The organism is Lysinibacillus sp. FJAT-14745, assembly GCF_001275675.1.
In the GTDB taxonomy this organism is placed as follows: Bacteria; Bacillota; Bacilli; order Bacillales_A; family Planococcaceae; genus Lysinibacillus.
Genome location: NZ_LITM01000009.1, coordinates 400,100 through 418,842, shown reverse-complemented (window position 1 = coordinate 418,842; position 18,743 = coordinate 400,100). Strand labels below are relative to the sequence as shown.

The 18,743-nt window shown below is 37.0% G+C and carries 19 protein-coding genes; 14 read left to right on the top strand and 5 right to left on the bottom strand.

Annotated elements, in window-relative coordinates; translation table 11 throughout:
- The first annotated feature begins 412 nt into the window (after positions 1-412).
- Positions 413-673 (top strand): DUF1294 domain-containing protein, encoded by a 261-nt coding sequence (locus AMS59_RS17195; protein WP_053485116.1) that lies wholly within the window; start codon positions 413-415, stop codon positions 671-673.
- A 101-nt stretch (positions 674-774) separates the two neighbouring features.
- On the opposite strand, the gene AMS59_RS17190 is transcribed toward AMS59_RS17195, so the two are convergent.
- The gene (locus AMS59_RS17190) at positions 775-1,170 is read right to left on the bottom strand and encodes a hypothetical protein (RefSeq protein WP_053484957.1); all 396 of its coding nucleotides are present in this window, start codon (positions 1,168-1,170) and stop codon (positions 775-777) included.
- 103 nt (positions 1,171-1,273) lie between these two features.
- Between AMS59_RS17190 and AMS59_RS17185 the strand changes: the two genes are divergently transcribed.
- The gene (locus AMS59_RS17185; protein ID WP_053484956.1) at positions 1,274-1,759 is read left to right on the top strand and encodes a dUTP diphosphatase; all 486 of its coding nucleotides are present in this window, start codon (positions 1,274-1,276) and stop codon (positions 1,757-1,759) included.
- Positions 1,760-1,855: 96 nt separating this feature from the next.
- Entirely contained in the window at positions 1,856-2,944 is a 1,089-nt protein-coding gene (locus AMS59_RS17180) for a M42 family metallopeptidase (protein ID WP_053484955.1), read from the top strand.
- Between the two features lie 220 nt (positions 2,945-3,164).
- Here the strand turns inward: AMS59_RS17180 and AMS59_RS17175 are convergent, their stop codons facing one another.
- On the bottom strand, positions 3,165-3,566 hold the full coding sequence (locus AMS59_RS17175; RefSeq protein ID WP_156304704.1) for a peptidylprolyl isomerase: 402 nt from the start codon (positions 3,564-3,566) through the stop codon (positions 3,165-3,167).
- A 272-nt stretch (positions 3,567-3,838) separates the two neighbouring features.
- Positions 3,839-5,005 (bottom strand): serine hydrolase, encoded by a 1,167-nt coding sequence (locus AMS59_RS17170; protein ID WP_053484953.1) that lies wholly within the window; start codon positions 5,003-5,005, stop codon positions 3,839-3,841.
- Between the two features lie 492 nt (positions 5,006-5,497).
- Between AMS59_RS17170 and argF the strand changes: the two genes are divergently transcribed.
- From argF to AMS59_RS17125, 9 genes are all read left to right on the top strand, one after another.
- Entirely contained in the window at positions 5,498-6,463 is a 966-nt protein-coding gene (gene argF, locus AMS59_RS17165; RefSeq protein WP_053484952.1) for an ornithine carbamoyltransferase, read from the top strand.
- A gap of 306 nt (positions 6,464-6,769) precedes the next feature.
- On the top strand, positions 6,770-7,654 hold the full coding sequence (locus AMS59_RS17160) for a LysR family transcriptional regulator (RefSeq protein WP_053484951.1): 885 nt from the start codon (positions 6,770-6,772) through the stop codon (positions 7,652-7,654).
- A 200-nt stretch (positions 7,655-7,854) separates the two neighbouring features.
- The gene (locus tag AMS59_RS17155) at positions 7,855-9,183 is read left to right on the top strand and encodes an LLM class flavin-dependent oxidoreductase (protein ID WP_053484950.1); all 1,329 of its coding nucleotides are present in this window, start codon (positions 7,855-7,857) and stop codon (positions 9,181-9,183) included.
- Between the two features lie 46 nt (positions 9,184-9,229).
- The gene (locus AMS59_RS17150; RefSeq protein WP_053484949.1) at positions 9,230-10,243 is read left to right on the top strand and encodes an LLM class flavin-dependent oxidoreductase; all 1,014 of its coding nucleotides are present in this window, start codon (positions 9,230-9,232) and stop codon (positions 10,241-10,243) included.
- 296 nt (positions 10,244-10,539) lie between these two features.
- Positions 10,540-10,725 carry a glutaredoxin family protein gene (locus tag AMS59_RS17145; protein WP_369814338.1) on the top strand — a complete coding sequence of 62 codons (186 nt, stop codon included), beginning with the start codon at positions 10,540-10,542 and terminating at the stop codon, positions 10,723-10,725.
- Positions 10,726-10,740: 15 nt separating this feature from the next.
- A complete protein-coding gene (locus tag AMS59_RS17140) occupies positions 10,741-11,565 on the top strand; it encodes a transporter substrate-binding domain-containing protein (protein ID WP_053484948.1) in 825 nt (274 codons plus the stop codon).
- 26 nt (positions 11,566-11,591) lie between these two features.
- Positions 11,592-12,296 carry an amino acid ABC transporter permease gene (locus tag AMS59_RS17135; protein ID WP_053484947.1) on the top strand — a complete coding sequence of 235 codons (705 nt, stop codon included), beginning with the start codon at positions 11,592-11,594 and terminating at the stop codon, positions 12,294-12,296.
- Between the two features lie 11 nt (positions 12,297-12,307).
- On the top strand, positions 12,308-13,015 hold the full coding sequence (locus AMS59_RS17130) for an amino acid ABC transporter permease (RefSeq protein WP_053484946.1): 708 nt from the start codon (positions 12,308-12,310) through the stop codon (positions 13,013-13,015).
- Between the two features lie 33 nt (positions 13,016-13,048).
- Positions 13,049-13,561, top strand: a complete 513-nt coding sequence (locus tag AMS59_RS17125; protein WP_053484945.1) for a GNAT family N-acetyltransferase — start codon at positions 13,049-13,051, stop codon at positions 13,559-13,561.
- A 60-nt stretch (positions 13,562-13,621) separates the two neighbouring features.
- Here the strand turns inward: AMS59_RS17125 and AMS59_RS17120 are convergent, their stop codons facing one another.
- Positions 13,622-15,001 carry an FAD-binding oxidoreductase gene (locus tag AMS59_RS17120; protein ID WP_053484944.1) on the bottom strand — a complete coding sequence of 460 codons (1,380 nt, stop codon included), beginning with the start codon at positions 14,999-15,001 and terminating at the stop codon, positions 13,622-13,624.
- A gap of 77 nt (positions 15,002-15,078) precedes the next feature.
- Positions 15,079-15,288 carry a small acid-soluble spore protein SspI gene (gene sspI / locus AMS59_RS17115; RefSeq protein WP_053484943.1) on the bottom strand — a complete coding sequence of 70 codons (210 nt, stop codon included), beginning with the start codon at positions 15,286-15,288 and terminating at the stop codon, positions 15,079-15,081.
- Positions 15,289-15,523: 235 nt separating this feature from the next.
- On the opposite strand from sspI, the gene AMS59_RS17110 reads away from it, so the two are divergent.
- Together AMS59_RS17110 and AMS59_RS17105 are read left to right on the top strand one after the other, a co-directional pair.
- Complete coding sequence (locus AMS59_RS17110) at positions 15,524-16,045, top strand: sigma-70 family RNA polymerase sigma factor (RefSeq protein WP_053484942.1); 522 nt, start codon at positions 15,524-15,526, stop codon at positions 16,043-16,045.
- Positions 16,046-16,239: 194 nt separating this feature from the next.
- The gene (locus tag AMS59_RS17105; RefSeq protein WP_053484941.1) at positions 16,240-18,399 is read left to right on the top strand and encodes an EAL domain-containing protein; all 2,160 of its coding nucleotides are present in this window, start codon (positions 16,240-16,242) and stop codon (positions 18,397-18,399) included.
- Positions 18,400-18,743: the final 344 nt, after the last annotated feature.

Below are 18,743 nucleotides of genomic sequence, written 5' to 3'. Positions count from 1 at the left end.
GACTATCTCCTTGAGGGAGAGTAAAACCGCAAGCGAATGGCGGAAGAAAAATGTGGCTCTTATTAGAAGATAAGATGAAGATATAGTCTGCGCTTATGTGAAAGCATAAGAGGTCTACTCGTGGAGAAAGACTGCACGAAGGGTTGCGCCTTCGTGTGAACAAGAAAAATATATACAACTATAAAAATGTTAACGGCCTCTCTAAATAGGGTAATGTGATTTTATCATAGTGAAAGAGAGTGTACGCAACGATACTGCGGAATTTAAGCCTTTGGAGAGTCATACTAAATGGCAGTAGCTTTGGCGAAACCAGACTCGTAGAATAAGGAAGACACAAATACGAAAGTCGGAAGATATAAGTTGTGTCACAGTAGAGATGTCTACATTTTTAAGAAATGTATATGTTTTTCGTATCGGGCAAGCATTATTAGCGTATATGGCGATTGTTTCTATAGTCCTGCTCGTTATGATGGGGATGGATAAATCAAAAGCAAAAAAGCATGAATGGCGTATTGCTGAACGTACGTTATTTACGTTAGCAATTGCAGGTGGTGCAGTAGGTGGCGTGCTCGGAATGTATTTATTCCGACATAAAACACGCCATAATAGCTTTGCATTCGGCTTCCCACTGCTAGCAGCTATTCAAATTTTTATCATAGTACAAATATGGTGATAAATCGCAAAATCATTCCGATAAAACTTAAAAATGTTCCGATAAATCACGAAAACATTCCGATAAAACCCGAAAATGTTCCGATAAATAAAAACACATCCTCATGATGAGGATGTGTTGTGCATAAGCTTTTCAATGGGTTGCTTCCAATTTATTTTTGCGCTCGGATAGTTCAATAGGATTTCTTGCTGTAGATATTCAAAGTCTCTTTTCGTAAAACCTTGCAGTGTAGCGGCGTCTCGGGCGCCAACAAAAATCGTAACTACCTCGAAGGCATCTTCAGTAGTGCCGAGGTATTTTTCACCTTCGAAAAGAGCACCCTTATAAGAAATAAAGAAATTTTTCCGGACATTTTTGACGTCATCATAAAAATAGTATTGGCCTTTTTCATAGGCTTCATCAAGTTTTCGCTTAGGATCGGTTATATAACGAATCGCTTTATAAAATACATAGATAATAAGCGCAATAACAGCAAGACGAATAAGTAACGGCAACATTTTTAATTTCCCCCTTGAAGAAAGGTTATTCCTTCCTATACGATTGTAGAGGGCAATTAGTTTCACTTTTTATAAATATTTTTAAGAAATTTAGGAGAAAAAAATGAATTTACAACAATTGTTTAAAATGCAAAAAGAGCTGGATGATTTCATCGAGAAAACACAAAATATTGAACGTGATGTATTTAAAGAAAAAGGTTTAGCCTTAATGGTAGAGCTAGCCGAACTAGCAAATGAGACACGTTGCTTTAAGTTTTGGAGCACAAAGGGAGCTTCAGAGCGTGATGTGATTTTAGAGGAATATGTGGATTCGATTCATTTTATATTATCACTTGGCCTATTAAAAGGTTATACAGCAATAGAAAAATGGCCCGTGATTGAAGAGAAGAGAGATTTAACCGAGACATTTTTAATGACACAAGACTATATTTTAAGCTTTATTAGTCAACCAACAGAGGATAGATATTTAGCGATCTGGCAATGCTATGGATTACTTGCGTTTAATCTAGGCTTTTCGTTTGAGGACGTTGTTACGGCATATATTGAGAAAAATGAAGAAAATTATAATCGTCAACGTTCAGGATATTAAAGTGTAAGAAATACACCAATTTTCTGACGATTAAGCTAGGAATATTTCGGTAAACGAAGTATAATAGAGAAGATACAAGAGTCGGGAGGCAAAAGGATGACACAACTAGATCCAACATTACAAATGTTTAAAGATTTAACAGATGCGAATGGTATTGCAGGTAATGAACGTGCACCACGCGAGGTCATGAAAAAATACATTGGACCATATGCAGACTTAGTTGAAACAGATAATTTAGGTAGCGTCATTGCTAAAAAAGTTGGCGATGAAAATGGCCCTAAAATTATGGTTGCAGGTCATTTAGATGAAGTAGGCTTCATGGTTACTCAAATCGATGACAAAGGGTTCATCAAATTCCAAACTGTAGGCGGCTGGTGGAGCCAAGTTATGCTTGCACAGCGTGTAACAATTACAACACGTAAAGGCGATGAAATTATTGGGGTTATTGGTTCAAAGCCACCTCATATTTTACCTGCAGATGTGCGTAACAAAGTGGTAGACATTAAAGATATGTTTATCGATGTTGGTGCGGCTTCAAAAGATGAAGTGCTTGAATGGGGCGTACGTCCTGGCGATATGGTAACACCATATTTCGAATTTAATGTCATGAAAAACGAAAAATACTTATTAGCAAAAGCATGGGATAACCGTATTGGTTGTGCGATTGCAATTGATGTTATGAAAGCATTGCAAAATGAAAAGCATCCTAACATCCTTTATTCTGTAGGGAATGTCCAAGAGGAAGTAGGGCTTCGTGGTGCGAAAACTGCTACGCATAAGATCCAACCAGATATCGGCTTTGCTGTCGATGTAGGTATAGCAGGAGATACACCAGGTGTAACTGCAAAAGAATCAACTAGTAAAATGGGCGCTGGTCCACAAATTGTTGTTTACGATGCATCAATGGTATCACACCGTGGCTTACGTGAATTCGTATTAGATGTGGCTGATGAGCACAATATTCCATATCAATTCGAGGCAATGGCTGGTGGCGGTACAGACGCTGGTTCTATCCACGTAACTGCAAATGGTATACCTGCCCTATCTATCGGTATTGCAACACGCTACATCCACTCACATGCAGGCATTTTACATCGTGATGATTATGATGATGCTGTAAAACTAATGGTGGAAGTTATTAAAAAATTAGACCGTGATGCAGTGAATAAAATTATTTTTGACTAATACTGCTGAAAGAACTAAACAAAGCCTTCTAACAAAAATGTTAGGAGGCTTTTTACGTTGGTTAGACCAAAGAAATATATCAATGTTGAAGTTGATGTGAGAAAATTAGCGTTTTTTTTTAAATAGGAGCGATTGAGAAAGCATAACAAAAGGGCTTGTATGTAGTTTTACGCACAGCCCCTAAATTAATGTCGATTGTAGAAAAGAGGATAATTGCTCCTCATATACTTGTTACACTATCAATAGTTGTAGATTTTCCGTTGATATGAATATTAATCGTATCAAGGTTAGAGTCTAACGTTAATTTATAGACATGTTGTTTTATTGCATTATCTTGTTGATTCGTAACATCTAACTTTATTATTAATGTATCACCTTGTGTTTCAAGGTCTGTTGTGACTGTTCCTTTTGACCGAAAAACGAGATAAGAAACATTCTTATCTACTTCGTTGATTAATTGAAGTGTATTTTTTTCATCAATTACCTTTTGCACTTTTTCTGGAACAATCTCAATTTTACTAATACTTAGCGTTGATGTGTTACATGCTGTTAAAATAAATACTGTCAAAAACACTAAAAATAAAAATATTTTTTTCAATGCCTTTTCATCTGCCTCCTTCAACTTATTGAAAATTCTATCTACAGTAAATTTTAACATAGAAAATTATGAATTGGCGAAAGACATTTATTATGAAACAGGAAAAATCAACCTTTACCTCTTAGCGACATGATAAGCCCTAAATGCCTTAAAAGTCTATTCAGCAAAAAGGCGCACCTCTATGTAGACAAAATCTTTACAATGATTATTAAAACAGCCCTCAAGCCTAAATACTTGAGGGCTGTTTGTTAGTTTATGTCGATAAATTCACATTATCTCTCGTATAAAAATAAAATCTATTTGTTTTGTAAAAGCTGTAATATATCTTTGCCAATTTGACTAGGGTTTGCTGCCAATATAGGCGATCGATAATTTGATAACACAACAACGCCTGTTTGTTGTGTTTTATCAAACCCTAAATAACTAGAGAAAGCTTTCGTCGAACCGTTATGCCAAATGATATTGTCAGCGAGTTGCCATCCTAGACCAATACCTATATTTTCTGAAAAAGTTTCAGTAGCTTGATGTGTTAATGTATAACCTAAATTTTCATCACGTAAATGTACTTTCATAAATGTTAAAAGATCATGAACAGTTGAACGGGCTGCCCCTGCCGCCATAAATTCATTCATTTGGAGTGGTGGCTTTTTATGTCCAAGGATCGTGTATCCTTGCAATACGGCGTCTGCTTGATCAGAAGGAATAGAGATAAACGTATTTGGCATATTTAAAGGATCTGTTAATCTTTGTTTGATAGCTGTTTCATAATCAGTATGAAGTATATTGGCTAAAATATATCCTAAAAGCCCCATTCCTACATTAGAATATCTGAATTTAACTTTTGGCTCGTCGGTGTGCGTTTTAAAATAATGTATAGTCTCATCCAGTGAATATTGACAAAAGGGATCACGAGGTGTTTGCGCGTCAAAAACATTGTAAATGTTCTTCAGCACACCTATCCCTGGTAGTCCAGAAGTATGGTTTGCTAAACGTTTGAGTGTGACAGGGTGATTGTCTGGAATTGAGGAAAAATATTTACCAAGGGAATCTTCTACATGGACTTTTCCTTCCTGAATCATTTCTCCTAAAATGGATGTAGTCAAAACTTTAGAAATTGATCCAACTTCATATATATAAGGTTTTTCTTCCAACATAAAATTCGAGCCACCGAAAGTAAACGTAGCTTCTTGGTCTTGATAAATGATACCAATGGATAAGGCAACATTTGGACGCGTTTTTATATAGGGATAAGCAATTTTAAATATGTCCTTCCTTAAATCATGTAAATCCACAATAATACCTCCATTAAGAACACTTATTTTTTCCTGTTCTTCTGAAATAATAGAATGTAATTTCAAAAGTATGTACTTTAATTGTAACAAATCTAGCTTTGTATAATTTTTATAAATAATAGCAAGCTCAATTTCCTCCTGCTTTTGAAAATAAAGATGGTCCACGTTCATCTAGCTATATAATAACCTCTCTATGATCCTTTTTATTCATTGTTCTTTTGCTTGCTCCAGCCAATTTACTAATTGGCTAACAGCGCCTGCGGATGTATCCATTAACTTTGCTAATAAGCTTGAACGGACCATTCGTCTGAAGTTGACTTGAAAATACTGCATGTTTTGAAGTTAACGTTTCAGAGGAAAAATTTCATAAACATTAAATTGGCTTCGTAATTACCTTATTAATTTCTTTGACAAGATGCAGCAATTCCTTTTCCATTTATTTTACCACCTAAATACCTAATATATATTATTTATTATCAATAGTGCAATTCTCTTAAATATGCGATTGAAGAGGAATATGCATAAATATTCAATTATACGCATTTTAGACACATTTGAAGACAATTTTCTAATTTTTAAAAATAAACATAAAAATTCAGTTGATTTTATAATTATTCATTTGTTATACTAAACCCAACAGCAACGAAACAAGGAGAGAAGGCTATGAAATTACTTGAGGAAGTACAGTTGAAGTTAGTGTCTAGCTTAAAAGGTAAGGATCTGTTAACCTTGCTAGACTATACAAGTGAAGAGGTTCAACAGTTAGTTGAATTAGCAACACAGCTGAAAATGATTACTAAAGAAGGGAAATGTCCGAAGCTACTAGAAGGTAAGACTCTCGGCATGATTTTCGAAAAACATTCAACTCGTACTCGTATTTCATTTGAAGTAGGTATGAATCAACTGGGCGGAAAAGGTATGTTTATGCATGCGCGTGATTTACAGATTGGTCGCGGTGAATCGATATATGATACAGCACATGTGTTAGAAGGTTATTTAGATGGGATTATGATTCGAGCGAACTCTCATGTAATGGTGAAGGAGCTTGCAGAGCATGCGTCTATACCGGTTATCAATGGACTAACGGATATTTATCATCCATGCCAAGCTTTAGCGGATTTAGAAACGATCGCTGAAAATAAAGGTAAATTAAAAGGACTAAAAATTGCATATGTTGGAGATGGCAACAACGTGGCGCACTCATTGGTAGTCGCTTCTGCGCATGTAGGAATGAACGTGGCAGTGGCAACACCAGTTGGCTATGAATGTGATGCAGATGTTATCGCAAAAGCACAGGCTATCGCGGCAGCGAATGGTAGTACAATTACAATTACAAACGATCCTATAGATGCGGTTATAAACGCGGATGTAGTATACGCTGATGTATGGACGTCGATGGGGCAAGAAGAGGAAACTGCAAAACGTCTAGAAGACTTTGCAGGTTATCAAATTAATGATGAACTTGTCGCATACGCAAAACCGAATTATATGTTCCTGCACTGTTTACCAGCTCATCGTGAAGAAGAAGTAGCGTCATCTGTTATTGATGGCCCAAATTCCTACATCTTTGAGCAAGCAGAGAATAGACTTCATGCACAAAAAGCAGTACTAGCATCAATTCTAGCTTAATGCTATATAGAGAGTTTCATATTGACAACAGGGGGGGTCAATGTGAATAGCATAACAGTGGTGCGCAGACAGAGGGATGTAAGCCACGCGTGATGTACGTTATCAAGATGGATGACCACATCACTACATAATAAAGTAACCTGGGAGACGCTAGGTTACTTTTTTCTTGTTGCACTGCATTTCGCGAGTATTTACGTTAATTCAGATACAGGATAAAAATATAATCCCTAGTTTTCCAATCTTTTATAGAGAATAAAAAAGGTTATCTATATAATAGATAAATAAGTAATTTGAGGAGGGCTTCAGATGAATATTGACCATATCGAAGCATTTTTATATGTAGTGCATTATAAAAGTATTCATAAGGCTGCAAATGCATTGTTTTTATCTCAACCGACTGTGACGGCGCGTATTAAATCATTGGAACGAGAGCTAAATGTAGAGTTATTTCATCGCGATGGACGAAGTGTAATATTATCGGATAAAGGCAAGGACTTTGTACCGTTTGCGACACAGATTGTGCAAACCTTCGAACAGGGAAAGAAACAATTAGAGGAAACGCAGGAATCTGACGAGGTGTGCATTGGTACAAATGGAGTCACAGCACAATATTTTTTAGCCTACGCATTGCCAAAATGGAAGAAAGACTTTCCACATTTACGTTTTCAGATCATCACAGGTTCAACAGCAGTAATTTTAGAGAAACTGCAAAGTCATCAAATTCATCTTGGTCTTATTCAATACGCGCATAGAGAAGGAATTTGTAATGAGCTATTGCTAAGTAATGCAGTCAAACTTGTAATGCATAACGAGCATCCCTTTATACAACAAAACCTAATGAAAGCAAAGGAACTGGCACAACAGAAAATGGTGTTTTTTGAATGTGGGGCTTTTGATTGGAATTATGTGCATAAAATGTTTGAGGTAGAGGGCGTATCAGCAAATATTGAAGTGCGAACGGATCATTTAGAAGTAGCGAAAGAATTTATTCGTACGAAAGAGTATATGAGCTTCTTACCACATCTCTGTGTAAAAAAGGAGCTTGAAAGTGGGGAATTTGTTGAGATTGATGTTAAGCATTTACTTGATATGAATCAACATATTTTTTTAACGTATAAAAATAAAGAGACGTTGGCGCCGGCTTTTTTGAAAACAATATTCGATACAGCTGTGGAATTCGAAAGCATTTAAGAAAATTCGAATTGATAAAATATTTTATAAGACCGTAAATTTTTTTCTATTATGTAGCCTATTGCAAATTGGATAAATGAACTGTATTATCTTCCTCAATCCTATTTTATTTATGAATAACCATAAATAAAGTATTTTTTTAATCATAAAACATACTTAACCACTATGTTTAGTAAAAAAAATTTTGAGGAGGAACAAATATGGTGAGACAGGACAAAATTCGATTTGGGGCTATTATTCATGGTGTAGGTGGTAATATTTCAAGCTGGCGTCATCCTAAGGTGGCTAGCAATCAAAGTGTAAGCTTGCCGTTTTATATTCAGCAGGTACAAAAGGCAGAGCAGGGGAAATTTGATGTTGCTTTTATTGCAGATGGTTTGTTCATCAATGAAAAATCTATTCCTCATTTTTTAAATCGTTTCGAGCCAATAACAATTCTTTCAGCGCTAGCAGTAGCAACTAATAACATCGGGTTAGTAGGTACTGTATCAACCTCCTATAGCGAACCATTTACAGTTGCACGTCAATTTGCTTCTTTGGATCATATTAGCGGGGGCCGTGCAGGGTGGAATGTTGTTACGACACCATTAGAAAGCACTGCCTTAAACTACAATAAATCAATTGAACAACATCCAAGCCACGCAGAGCGCTATCAAATTGCTGAGGAATATTTAGAAGTGGCAAAGGGCTTGTGGGATTCATGGGAAGATGATGCTTTCATTGCAGATGTAGAAAATGATGTATTTTTCGATCCTGATAAGCTGCACACATTAAATCATAAGGGCGACTATTTTTCAGTTCAAGGCCCGTTAAATATTGCACGCTCTAAGCAGGGGCAGCCCGTTATTTTCCAAGCGGGTTCTTCAGATGCAGGTATTCGATTAGCAGCAAAGGATGCAGACGCAATTTTTACGCACGGTGCGTCGTTAGAAGAGTCACAGAAATTTTATAAAAGGGTAAAAACTGAGGTTGCGGCGTTTGGACGCAATCCAGATGAAGTTAAAATTTTCCCAGGAATCTCTCCGATAATTGGCGATACGCTTGAAGAAGCGGAAGCAAAGTATCAGGAAATCGTTGAGCTTGTTTCGATAAAACGTGCACTTGCTTATCTTGGAAGATATTTCGATCATCATGATTTTACACAATATGATGTAGATGCACCGTTCCCAGAGCTTGGTGATATTGGAGCGAACAGCTTTAGAAGTACGACTGGCTATATTAAAAAGTATGCCAAGCAAGAAGGGCTAACATTGCGACAAGTTGCGTTACGTGAAGCAACCCCAAAAACAGCATTCTTTGGTACAGCAGAGCATGTGGCTGACCTCGTGCAGGAATGGTTTGAGCAAGAGGTGGCTGATGGCTTTATTATAGGTGTTACTGTACCTGGAGCACTGGAGGATTTTGTAGATAAGGTTGTGCCGATTTTACAAGCAAGAGGGCTATACCGTGAAGAATATGAGGCAGACACATTACGAGGTAACTTAGGTTTACCATTTAAAGAAAGCCATTATGTCAAACAGTCTGTCTAAAAACCTAGTAAATATATATGAATAAATGTAATTAAGGAGGCAATGTATGAGTTATTCATTAGGCATATTAGATCAAAGCCCTATTATTGAGGATGCAACAAATGAGCAGACCTTACAAAAAACAGTGGCTCTAGCACAAAAAGCAGAGCAATTGGGCTACTCACGTTTTTGGGTGTCAGAGCACCATAACACAGATACATTAGCGGGGGCATCTCCAGAAGTATTAGTATCTTATCTCCTTGCTAAAACAAAGACTATCAATATTGGGTCGGGTGGAGTGATGCTACAGCACTACAGCCCATACAAGGTAGCAGAAAATTTTCACGTTCTCGCATCGTTGGAGCCAGGGCGAGTTGATTTAGGCATAGGGAAGGCACCAGGCGGTTTACCTCTCTCTACGAAGGCGTTGCAATATGGCACGCTCAATAAAGGCGAAGATTTTGAGGAAAGATTAACATTTTTACAGCAATTAATTGATCAGACAGTACCAGCAGAGCACGAGTTATATGGAATACAGGCAACCCCGATTCCAAATATAAAGCCAGCATTATTTTTACTTGGGGCAAGTCCTCAAAGTGCCGCTCTTGCAGGCACACTAGGCATTGCGTTCGTCTTTGCGCGGTTTATTAATAGTGACAATGATGTGTTAGCGCAAGCAGCTACAGCTTATCGCACGCATTATCCAAACGGGCATTTTGCTGTTTCTATCGCAACCCTTGCAGCTCCTACAAAAGAGGAGGCAAAAGAGCTAATTGGCGATCAAAAAATTACGAAGGTCCATTTAGCGAGTGGCAGAAGCCTAACATTACAATCGGTAGAACTTGCAGAGAAATTTGGTCAAGAATCTGGAGAGTCATTTACGGTGAAACAATATGATGCAGATATTTTATATGGTACTCCAGAAGATATTAAAACGATATTAGATGACTTTCATGTGAGCTATCAAGTTGATGAGTTTATTTTGCATACGCCTGTGTTGAAGGAATTTGAACGGGAACGATCATTTGAACTTTTAAGTCCAGTGAACTTACATTTGCAGCAAAAAGAAGCGGTAAGCTAAGGAGGAAATGAACATGGCAAAAAATATAGATGTAATTGTTTGGTCAAAGCAAGGCTGTAGTTATTGTGATGAAGTGAAAACATATTTACCTTCTTTCAGCGGGTATTCAAACACCCGCTGAAAGAAGGTAAAGCCCCCGGCGGATGTCACGGAATCGAAAAGGAGTTCTTAGGGGATGTTAGCCTAAAATCATCGCATCCATGCGATAACGGCTAACTGACCTGCATCGTGCAGGCCTAAGCACAAAGCCGATTCCGGACGCAATTATGCCGAGGCATAATTGATAATAACAAGGCATTTCTTACAAAACAGTGGATGTGACACATAATGATGCATTCCGTGACATCCTTGAAACAAAGTATGGCGTTCGCTATGTTCCGGTTGTCGAAATTGGATCAAATGGCGTCTTTAAAGCAGTAACAGAAATTGGACTGGAGCATTTAAAAGCAGCACTTGCTGCTGATATACCATCGCATGCATAAGAAGAGAGGGATTCTATGAAAAAATTATCATGTTATTTACTATTGTTGCTAGCTTTACTTTTAACAGCTTGTACAAGTTCTGAAAAGTCCGAAGGGGATACTAGTGAAAATAATGTAGCACAAGGTGGAAAGGGAGTTCAAAAAATTATTGTCGGTACAGGTACCCAATTTCCAAATATCTGCTTCATTGATGATAAGGGGAAATTAACAGGTTATGATGTGGAGCTTGTTCGCGCTATTGATGAGAAGCTACCAGAATATGAATTTGAATTTAAAACGATGGAATTTTCAAATTTATTACTAAGTTTAGAGACAAGGAAGATTGACTTTGTTGCCCATCAGATGGAAGTCAATAGTGAACGAGAGGAGAAATTCCTCTTTAATAAAGAGCCTTATAATGTATTTCCATTAAAAGTAACAGTCAATGCAAAAAATAATTCTATTCAATCGATCGATGATTTGAAGGGGAAAAACGTTAGTGTTTCACCAACTAGTAACTCTGCTGTCTTTCTAGAAAAATATAATAAGGAGCATAATTTAGGCGCTAATATTGTCTATTCGTCCGGCTCAGTCGATGTTCACAATCAACTTGCGACAGGTCGAATCGATGCAATCATTACAACACCATTTGCTGTAAAGTACTATAACGAAAATAATGAAGCGCAGGAGAAGGCTGTAGGAGATGCTTTATTAAATTCAAAAGTTTACTTCTTATTAAATAAAGACGAGGTTGTTTTACAGGAGCGACTCGATGATGCTATTCGAGAGTTAAAGGCAGAGGGTGTCATTAGTAAGCTAAGTAAAAAATGGCTAGGTGACGATTATTCGGTGGATTTCTAAACGAAACAGGAGAGGAAGAAGGAAGTATGGCTAAAGACTTTGACTTCATGCTAATCGCAAAAGTACTTCCAATATTGCTTCAGTATTTGCCAGTAACACTCGAGATTTTAGTGTTCGCCATTCTTTTTGGCATGCTGCTCGGTATAGTGATCGCCATACCAAAGCTGCTTCACATACCAGTTTTGAAGCAAATCATAACGATTTATATTTCGTTTATTCGAGGTACGCCAATTTTAGTGCAATTGTTTTTAGTGTTTTATGGTGTACCGGCATTATTAAAGCTTGTGCATATTGATGTAACAAGAATGGATGCTATGTATTTTGTGATTATTACTTATACTTTAAGCAATGCTGCATCGTTTGCTGAGATTTTTAGAGCGGCTATTTTAACAGTTGATCGTGGACAAATGGAGGCAGCTTATTCAGTTGGATTCAGTGGAATACAGGCCTTTCTACGTATTGTTCTCCCTCAGGCGCTTCGTGTTGCCTTTCCAAATATGACAAATACGATGATTAGTTCATTAAAGGATACCTCTTTAGCATTTTCAATTGGTGTCATGGATATGGTGGGACGTGGAGAAACTCTTATCGCTTCAACGACAAGGGCGCTGGAGATCTATTTGGCGCTGTCCATCGTTTATTATGTCATTGTTATGCTGGTAGAAAAGGGTTTAAAGTGCAATGAACGATATCTTAATCGATATATGCTAAAGGAAGCTGCATCTAGCTAGGGGGAAATGCTATGACGATAGATTATGCTTTTATTTTTAAAGCTTTAATAGAAATTAGTAAAGTATTGCCGTTAACTTTGTTCATGGCAGTTACGCCTGTCTTATTGGGCATATTAATCGGCATCATAGTTGCTTTTGTGCGGATACAACAAACGAAAATTCTCGCACCATTGCTGAATTTTTACGTATCTTTTTTTAGAGGAACACCAATCATTATGCATATTATGCTTGTTTATTTTGGAATACCAATTGTGGTTGATGTCGTTGCAAAAGTTTTCAAGATAGAGTATCAATCAAGCTCTATCCCTCTTTTATTTTTTGTTATTTTGGCTTTGACGCTAAGTGCAGGAGCATATGCCTCCGAAATAATTCGGTCCGGTATTTTAAGTGTACCTAAGGGACAGCTAGAGGCAGCTTATGCAGTCGGTTTAACATTTTCACAGGCGATGCGACGCTATATTTTACCGCAAGCATTTAGTAAATCCATTCCTAACTTCACAAATGTCTTTATCGGTTTCTTACATGCTACATCACTAGCTTTTTTCCTTTCGGTTAAAGAGTTGACAGGAGTTGCGAATATTATTGCCTCTATTAATTTAAAGTTTTTGGAGGCATTTATCGCTGTCGGGCTAATATATTGGGGTGTTTCAGCTATCGTTGAATGGTTGGCACATCGTATTGAAAAAAGAGTAACTGCCTATAGTAGGGGCGGCATTTAAATAGAATTGTTTATATAGAAAGGGGTTAGAACGATGACAGTAGCTGAAATAGTGATTGAACATTTGAAAGAGGAAGATTATGCACTGTATTTAGAGGTTCTAGTAGAAAGTTATGCACAATATGAAAAAGAATATGAAAACCCAGAGGACTGGGCTTCATACTTAAGTGATATTCGGGCATCTGTTGGTAATCCTAATGCAGAAACAATTTTAGTGGCAAAGCGTGGCGATGAGATTTTAGGGGGACTGCAATTATTTACAGATTCTGAAAAAGCATATGGTTTGCCAGAACTTAACATAAAGTCTACCATTGTGCGCTTACTTGGCGTACATCCTAAAGGAAGAGGGCTAGGTGTTGCTAAAAAATTATTGCATGAAAGCTTCGCCTTTGCCCGCAATCGTCAGGATCAAGCATTATATTTGCACTCAGGTGATATTATGCAGGCTGCTATTAATCTTTACTTATCACTTGGCTTCGAACGAGACGAATCAAAGGAATTTTATAAAGGACAGAAGCTAGTAAAAAGCTTCCGTTATGACCTGTAAAAAATGAACCCGTTGATTTTGACATCAACGGGTTCCCTATGTTTGAACGTAATAATGAATTTACATGCTGAAAATTTTCCCTGGATTCATAATATTATGTGGATCAAGTGCTGCCTTTATGCTCTTCATCACTAATAGAGATGTACCGTGCTCTGTAGACTGATATTTCATCTTTCCAATACCAACACCATGTTCACCCGTACAAGTGCCACCACGCAGTAAAGCAAAGTGCACAATATGTTCATTGAAGCGGTTAGCTTTTGCTAGCTCCATGGCATCGTTTGGATCTAACATTAACAAGGCATGAAAGTTACCGTCTCCAACATGACCTACTATTCCACCTGCAAGACCAATATCCTCAAGTTGTTCACGAGCATATAAAACGGATTCAGCAAGCATAGATATCGGCACACAAACATCAGTCGACATAAGCTTTTTCCCTGGATAAGCATGGATATATGCATAGGCCAATGAATGGCGTGCTTCCCAGAGTTTATTCCGTGCTGCATTATCTTGTTCAAATTCAACAGAAAGACAGCCAAAGTCCTCAAAAATTTCTTTAGCAAATTCTAAATCGGCATGCATACCTGCTTCATTTCCGTGAAATTCTAAAAATAGTGTTGGTTTTTCATCATAGAATGTTTCATTATAAATATTTGCTTGTTTGATAGAGGCTTCATCGACCAGTTCAACACGGCCAATTGAAATGCCCGCTTGCAGCAATGCGGTTACTGCACCGACAGCATCGCCAACTGTCGCAAAAACTGCACGTCCCGCCGTTACAAATTCGGGTATACCATAGACTTGTAAAGTTAATTCTGTAAAGCAACCTAGCGTACCCTCAGAGCCAATGAAAAGGCCATTCAAGTGATAACCAGAAGAAGATTTTGCTGCTAAGCTACCGGTATGAATGACTGAACCGTCTGCGAGTACAACCTCTATATCTCGTACTTGATCGCGCATAACACCATAGCGCACTGCTGTTGTCCCACTGGCATTAGTTGCGGCCATTCCACCAAGTGTAGCATCAGCACCAGGGTCAACTGTGAATTGAAGTCCATGTTTTTTTAGTTCTTTATTCAATTGGGCACGTGTTACACCCGGTTGTACTTTCACAAGCAGGTCATCTGGTCGAATTTCTAAAATAGCATTCATTTCAGAGAAATCGATAGAAATGCCATTTGCAATGGGAATTGCATTTCCTTCCAAGCTTGAGCCAACACCAAAAGGTACGACTGGTACACGTTCCGCATGCGCAATTTTCAAGATGGCACTGACATCGGCTGTGGAACGAGGAAAGACAACGATATCTGGTAAGCTGACTGTATGATGAGATTCGTCCCTTCCATGTAGCTGTCGCACCGTTTCGTTTGTTGACACCTGTTCTTCAGATAAAACCTTTTTTAGTTGATTTACTATTAATTCTACAGCAACAGTCATTCCAATCCCCCTAATTTTCTGATAAGTTAAACTTTATCATGCATTTATTGGAAATGGAATGAACTGTCTATAAAAAATTAGTGAGCAAAGGCTTTTTCAAGTTTTTGAACAAATTCATCCTGCTCAGTAGGACTAGATTGCTGCCACCATTTTTCGAAAAACACACCAAGCCCTGGAAGTAAATGCTCTTCACCACGGCTAATTGCATCTTCGACAATATCTTTAAATTCGGCCGCAGATTGACCATGTACGTTTGTCGTAATCGCATCTCTTATTTGAAAATTCATCTATTTCGCCTCCTTAGTAGTAATTTGTCCAACCTTTTAAGAAATATGTATAGTATGACAGTTAAAAGATATGATTTTTTAAATATCATACTGTTGTTATGTATAAATATTAAAAAGGACTTATAAAGATTCTTTGGTTATATTGACAAAAGAGCTGTTCGACACCTCCTTGTATAGTAATTAAGATGAAGGCACCTAGGAATAATGGACTGTGCACAGTCGACAGGACAATAAGATGACAACACAGCATAAAAAACAGTTATCTCCTGAGCAACCATTTGATGAAGTATTAGAATTAGTCCAACCGATGATCACGTCGATTTTGTTAAGGTGCCGCATTTATAAGGATTTTGAGTATTATCGTCATATAGCATCCATAGCCGTGTGGGAGGCTTGGCGTAAAGCAGATCAATCCAAAGGGCTGTTTTCTGCTTATATTTATACAACTGTTAAAGGAAAGATTTTAAAAGAGCTTTCAAAGGAAAAGAGTTTTGAAAATATGAATACACCTATGGATCATGAAACGATAAATTATATTCGAGATCATGAAATGAGTGAAAGAAAGCCAGTTCTTATAGAATGTATTATGTCTCATTTAAAATTTGAAGAAAGAAAAATATTACTACTTTTTTATGTAGAAGGTTATAGTTATTTGGAAATAGCTAAAGAACTAGGTTTATCTGTGGACGCTGTTAAAAAAAGACGCACAAGAATAATGATTAAACTTCGCGAGTTGTTAGATTCTACAGACGAATAGAGCGTTAAAGCATTAAAGGTATGCTAATATCCAAAAATGAATATTGGCATACTTTTTATATTTGCATACAAATTCCAATAAAAATGCTATGATTCGTGATAAGTCAAAAAAAAATACAATTTTTAATTTAATTTTTCCTTTGGATAGATCATATTGCCTATCTAATTTGATATATATGGTATGGAGGGTTTCTGTTGGAGAAAAGGTTGCAATTAGAGATAGATAAGAAAGAGATTTGGTATAGAGTATTGCCACTATTGCTAGTATTGCCACTATTAGGTTTAAGTAATCAGGTATTTGGTTCTTTTCAGGAAGAAAGTTATTTTTGTTTGAATTTGATTATACAAGTATTAATTATTGTTTTTACAATGGCAATCGCTATTCAATCTTGGCTCGTTTTTTCACACTTATTATCAAATCAAACATTATACATAGGTAATTTATTTTTTATCATCGGCTTGTTGGAAATAGGGAGCTTGGTTATCGCTCAAAATCCTACGGCTGAACTAAAATATATAGAAGAATGGCTACATTTAATAATCCGTTTATGCTTATCAATTGGTTTTCTCTTAATTATTTTAATGCCGAAAAAACGCTTAACGATGAATGATCGTATTTATACATATAGCAGTTCCTTATTATTTGTTCTACTGAGCTTTTTTCTAGTGTATTTCTCTTCGGAATATTATTTTTTTGAGGAACAATTGTTGTTAAAAGCTAACGCTATTGTTCATTTACTGTCTGCTGTCTTGCAAGGTGCAACGATAGTGATTTTAAGTAAGGATAAAAAAAAGTTGCCCAAACGAGTTATGTGGCTGATTAGCGCTGCAACTTATTTATTTATTAGTGATATTTTCTTTGTGGCCATCGAAGATTTGACATCAATTTGGGGCTTTTCAGCATTAATTTATCAATTTTTAGCCTTCTACTTTTTCCTAAAAGCAATTTACTATACAACTGTTGAAAGACCCTATCAGCAACTTTTAAAAACAAAGCGAGATCTTGAGCATTCACAGCAGGAGCTTCATTATCAAGCTTATCACGATGATATTACTAAGCTTCCAAATGAACATTTATTATTGAAAACCTTAAAAGAGGATTTACATGATAATAGTCGTCAAAAAGCAATCATCGCAATAGAGATTGATCGCCTTGTTGGTATCCGCTCATCTATAGGTTTTAGCTATTCTAATACTATGATGAAGCTCGTGGCTGAGAGAATTCAAGCCATATTACCTCCTCATTATTTTGCTACAAAGCTTCGTGAGGGTCAGTTTATTATTTATATTAATCATGTGAAGACAAGAGAAGAGTTGCTACAATTTTGCTTGAACTTGAAGAGCGCTATGGAAAAACCATTACAAGTACAACTATTTTCACTTAACGGGAATCTTAATATTGGAATTGCCCTGTATGAAGAAGAGTGCTCAGGTGAAGAGCTTTTAATGCATGCTCAGTTAGCGATGAGGGAAGCAAGCCAAATACCTCAAAGAGTTCTTTTTTATAAGCCATATATGTCAAATGGCATTGCTGATCGTATATTGATTGAGCAAGATCTCCATAAAGCATTAGCTAATGAAGAATTTCACTTGGATTTTCAGCCTCAAGTAAATTTAAAAACGGGTAAAATTGAATCAGTAGAAGCGCTAGTGCGTTGGCGTCATCCAACCCGTGGACTTGTTTCACCTGAGTTGTTTATCCCAATTGCAGAAGAATCAGGCCTTATTATTCCTTTAGGGAAATGGATTTTAGAGACGGCGTGCTCTCAAGCAAAAACATGGAAAGAGCAAGGTTTGCCACCAATGAAGGTTGCCGTTAATTTATCTATTGGACAATTATTCCAACAGGATTTAGTGCATATGGTACAAGAAATTTTACAACGTACAAATTTAGAACCGCAATATTTACAACTAGAAATGACGGAAAGTATGACGATGAACATGGATCAAATAACACAGCTACTTCATGAATTAAAGGCAATTGGTATCCAAATTGCTGTTGATGACTTTGGGACAGGGTATTCGTCGCTTTCATATTTAAAAGATTTTCCGATTGATTGCTTAAAAATTGACCGGGCGTTCGTTCGAAATATTCAACATAATCCAAATGATGAAGCGCTCGTTTCTATGATTTTATCAATGGCGAAGCATTTGAGATTAAAGGTTGTTGCCGAAGGAATTGAAGAAGTGGAGCAGCTTGCTTTCCTTATTGCCGGTCATTGTGATTATATTCAAGGCTATTTATTTAGTAAGCCAATTTCGGCTGAACAGATTTCCAATAACTTCACAGAGTTACACAATCGAGCAAGCGATATTTTAACAGAGTTTAAATTCGAAGAGGATTATGTAATTTAAAGTTGAATCTTAATGTTGGCGATATTTAGGTTATTAATTTCATGGAGTAAGCAGTTATTAGCGTTTGGATAATCCCTTCGTATGGGTGATTTCCGTTCCAGGATACTCGCTTTCCTGTGAGCAAGCGCCGAGCTGTTTCCTTCGCTTTGCTGTCGCTGTCGCTATGCTTACGCACAGATAAAACATTTGTCGCTGACGCTACGCTTTCGCACAGATAAAACATTTGCTGCCGCTACGTTACTCTTCAGAATAGACTTATAACAGTTAAGGCAATTGTATATCTGTTGCCGTATAAATATTATTGTAGTTTTGTCACTAAAAGTGACATGCAAGAAGATACACAC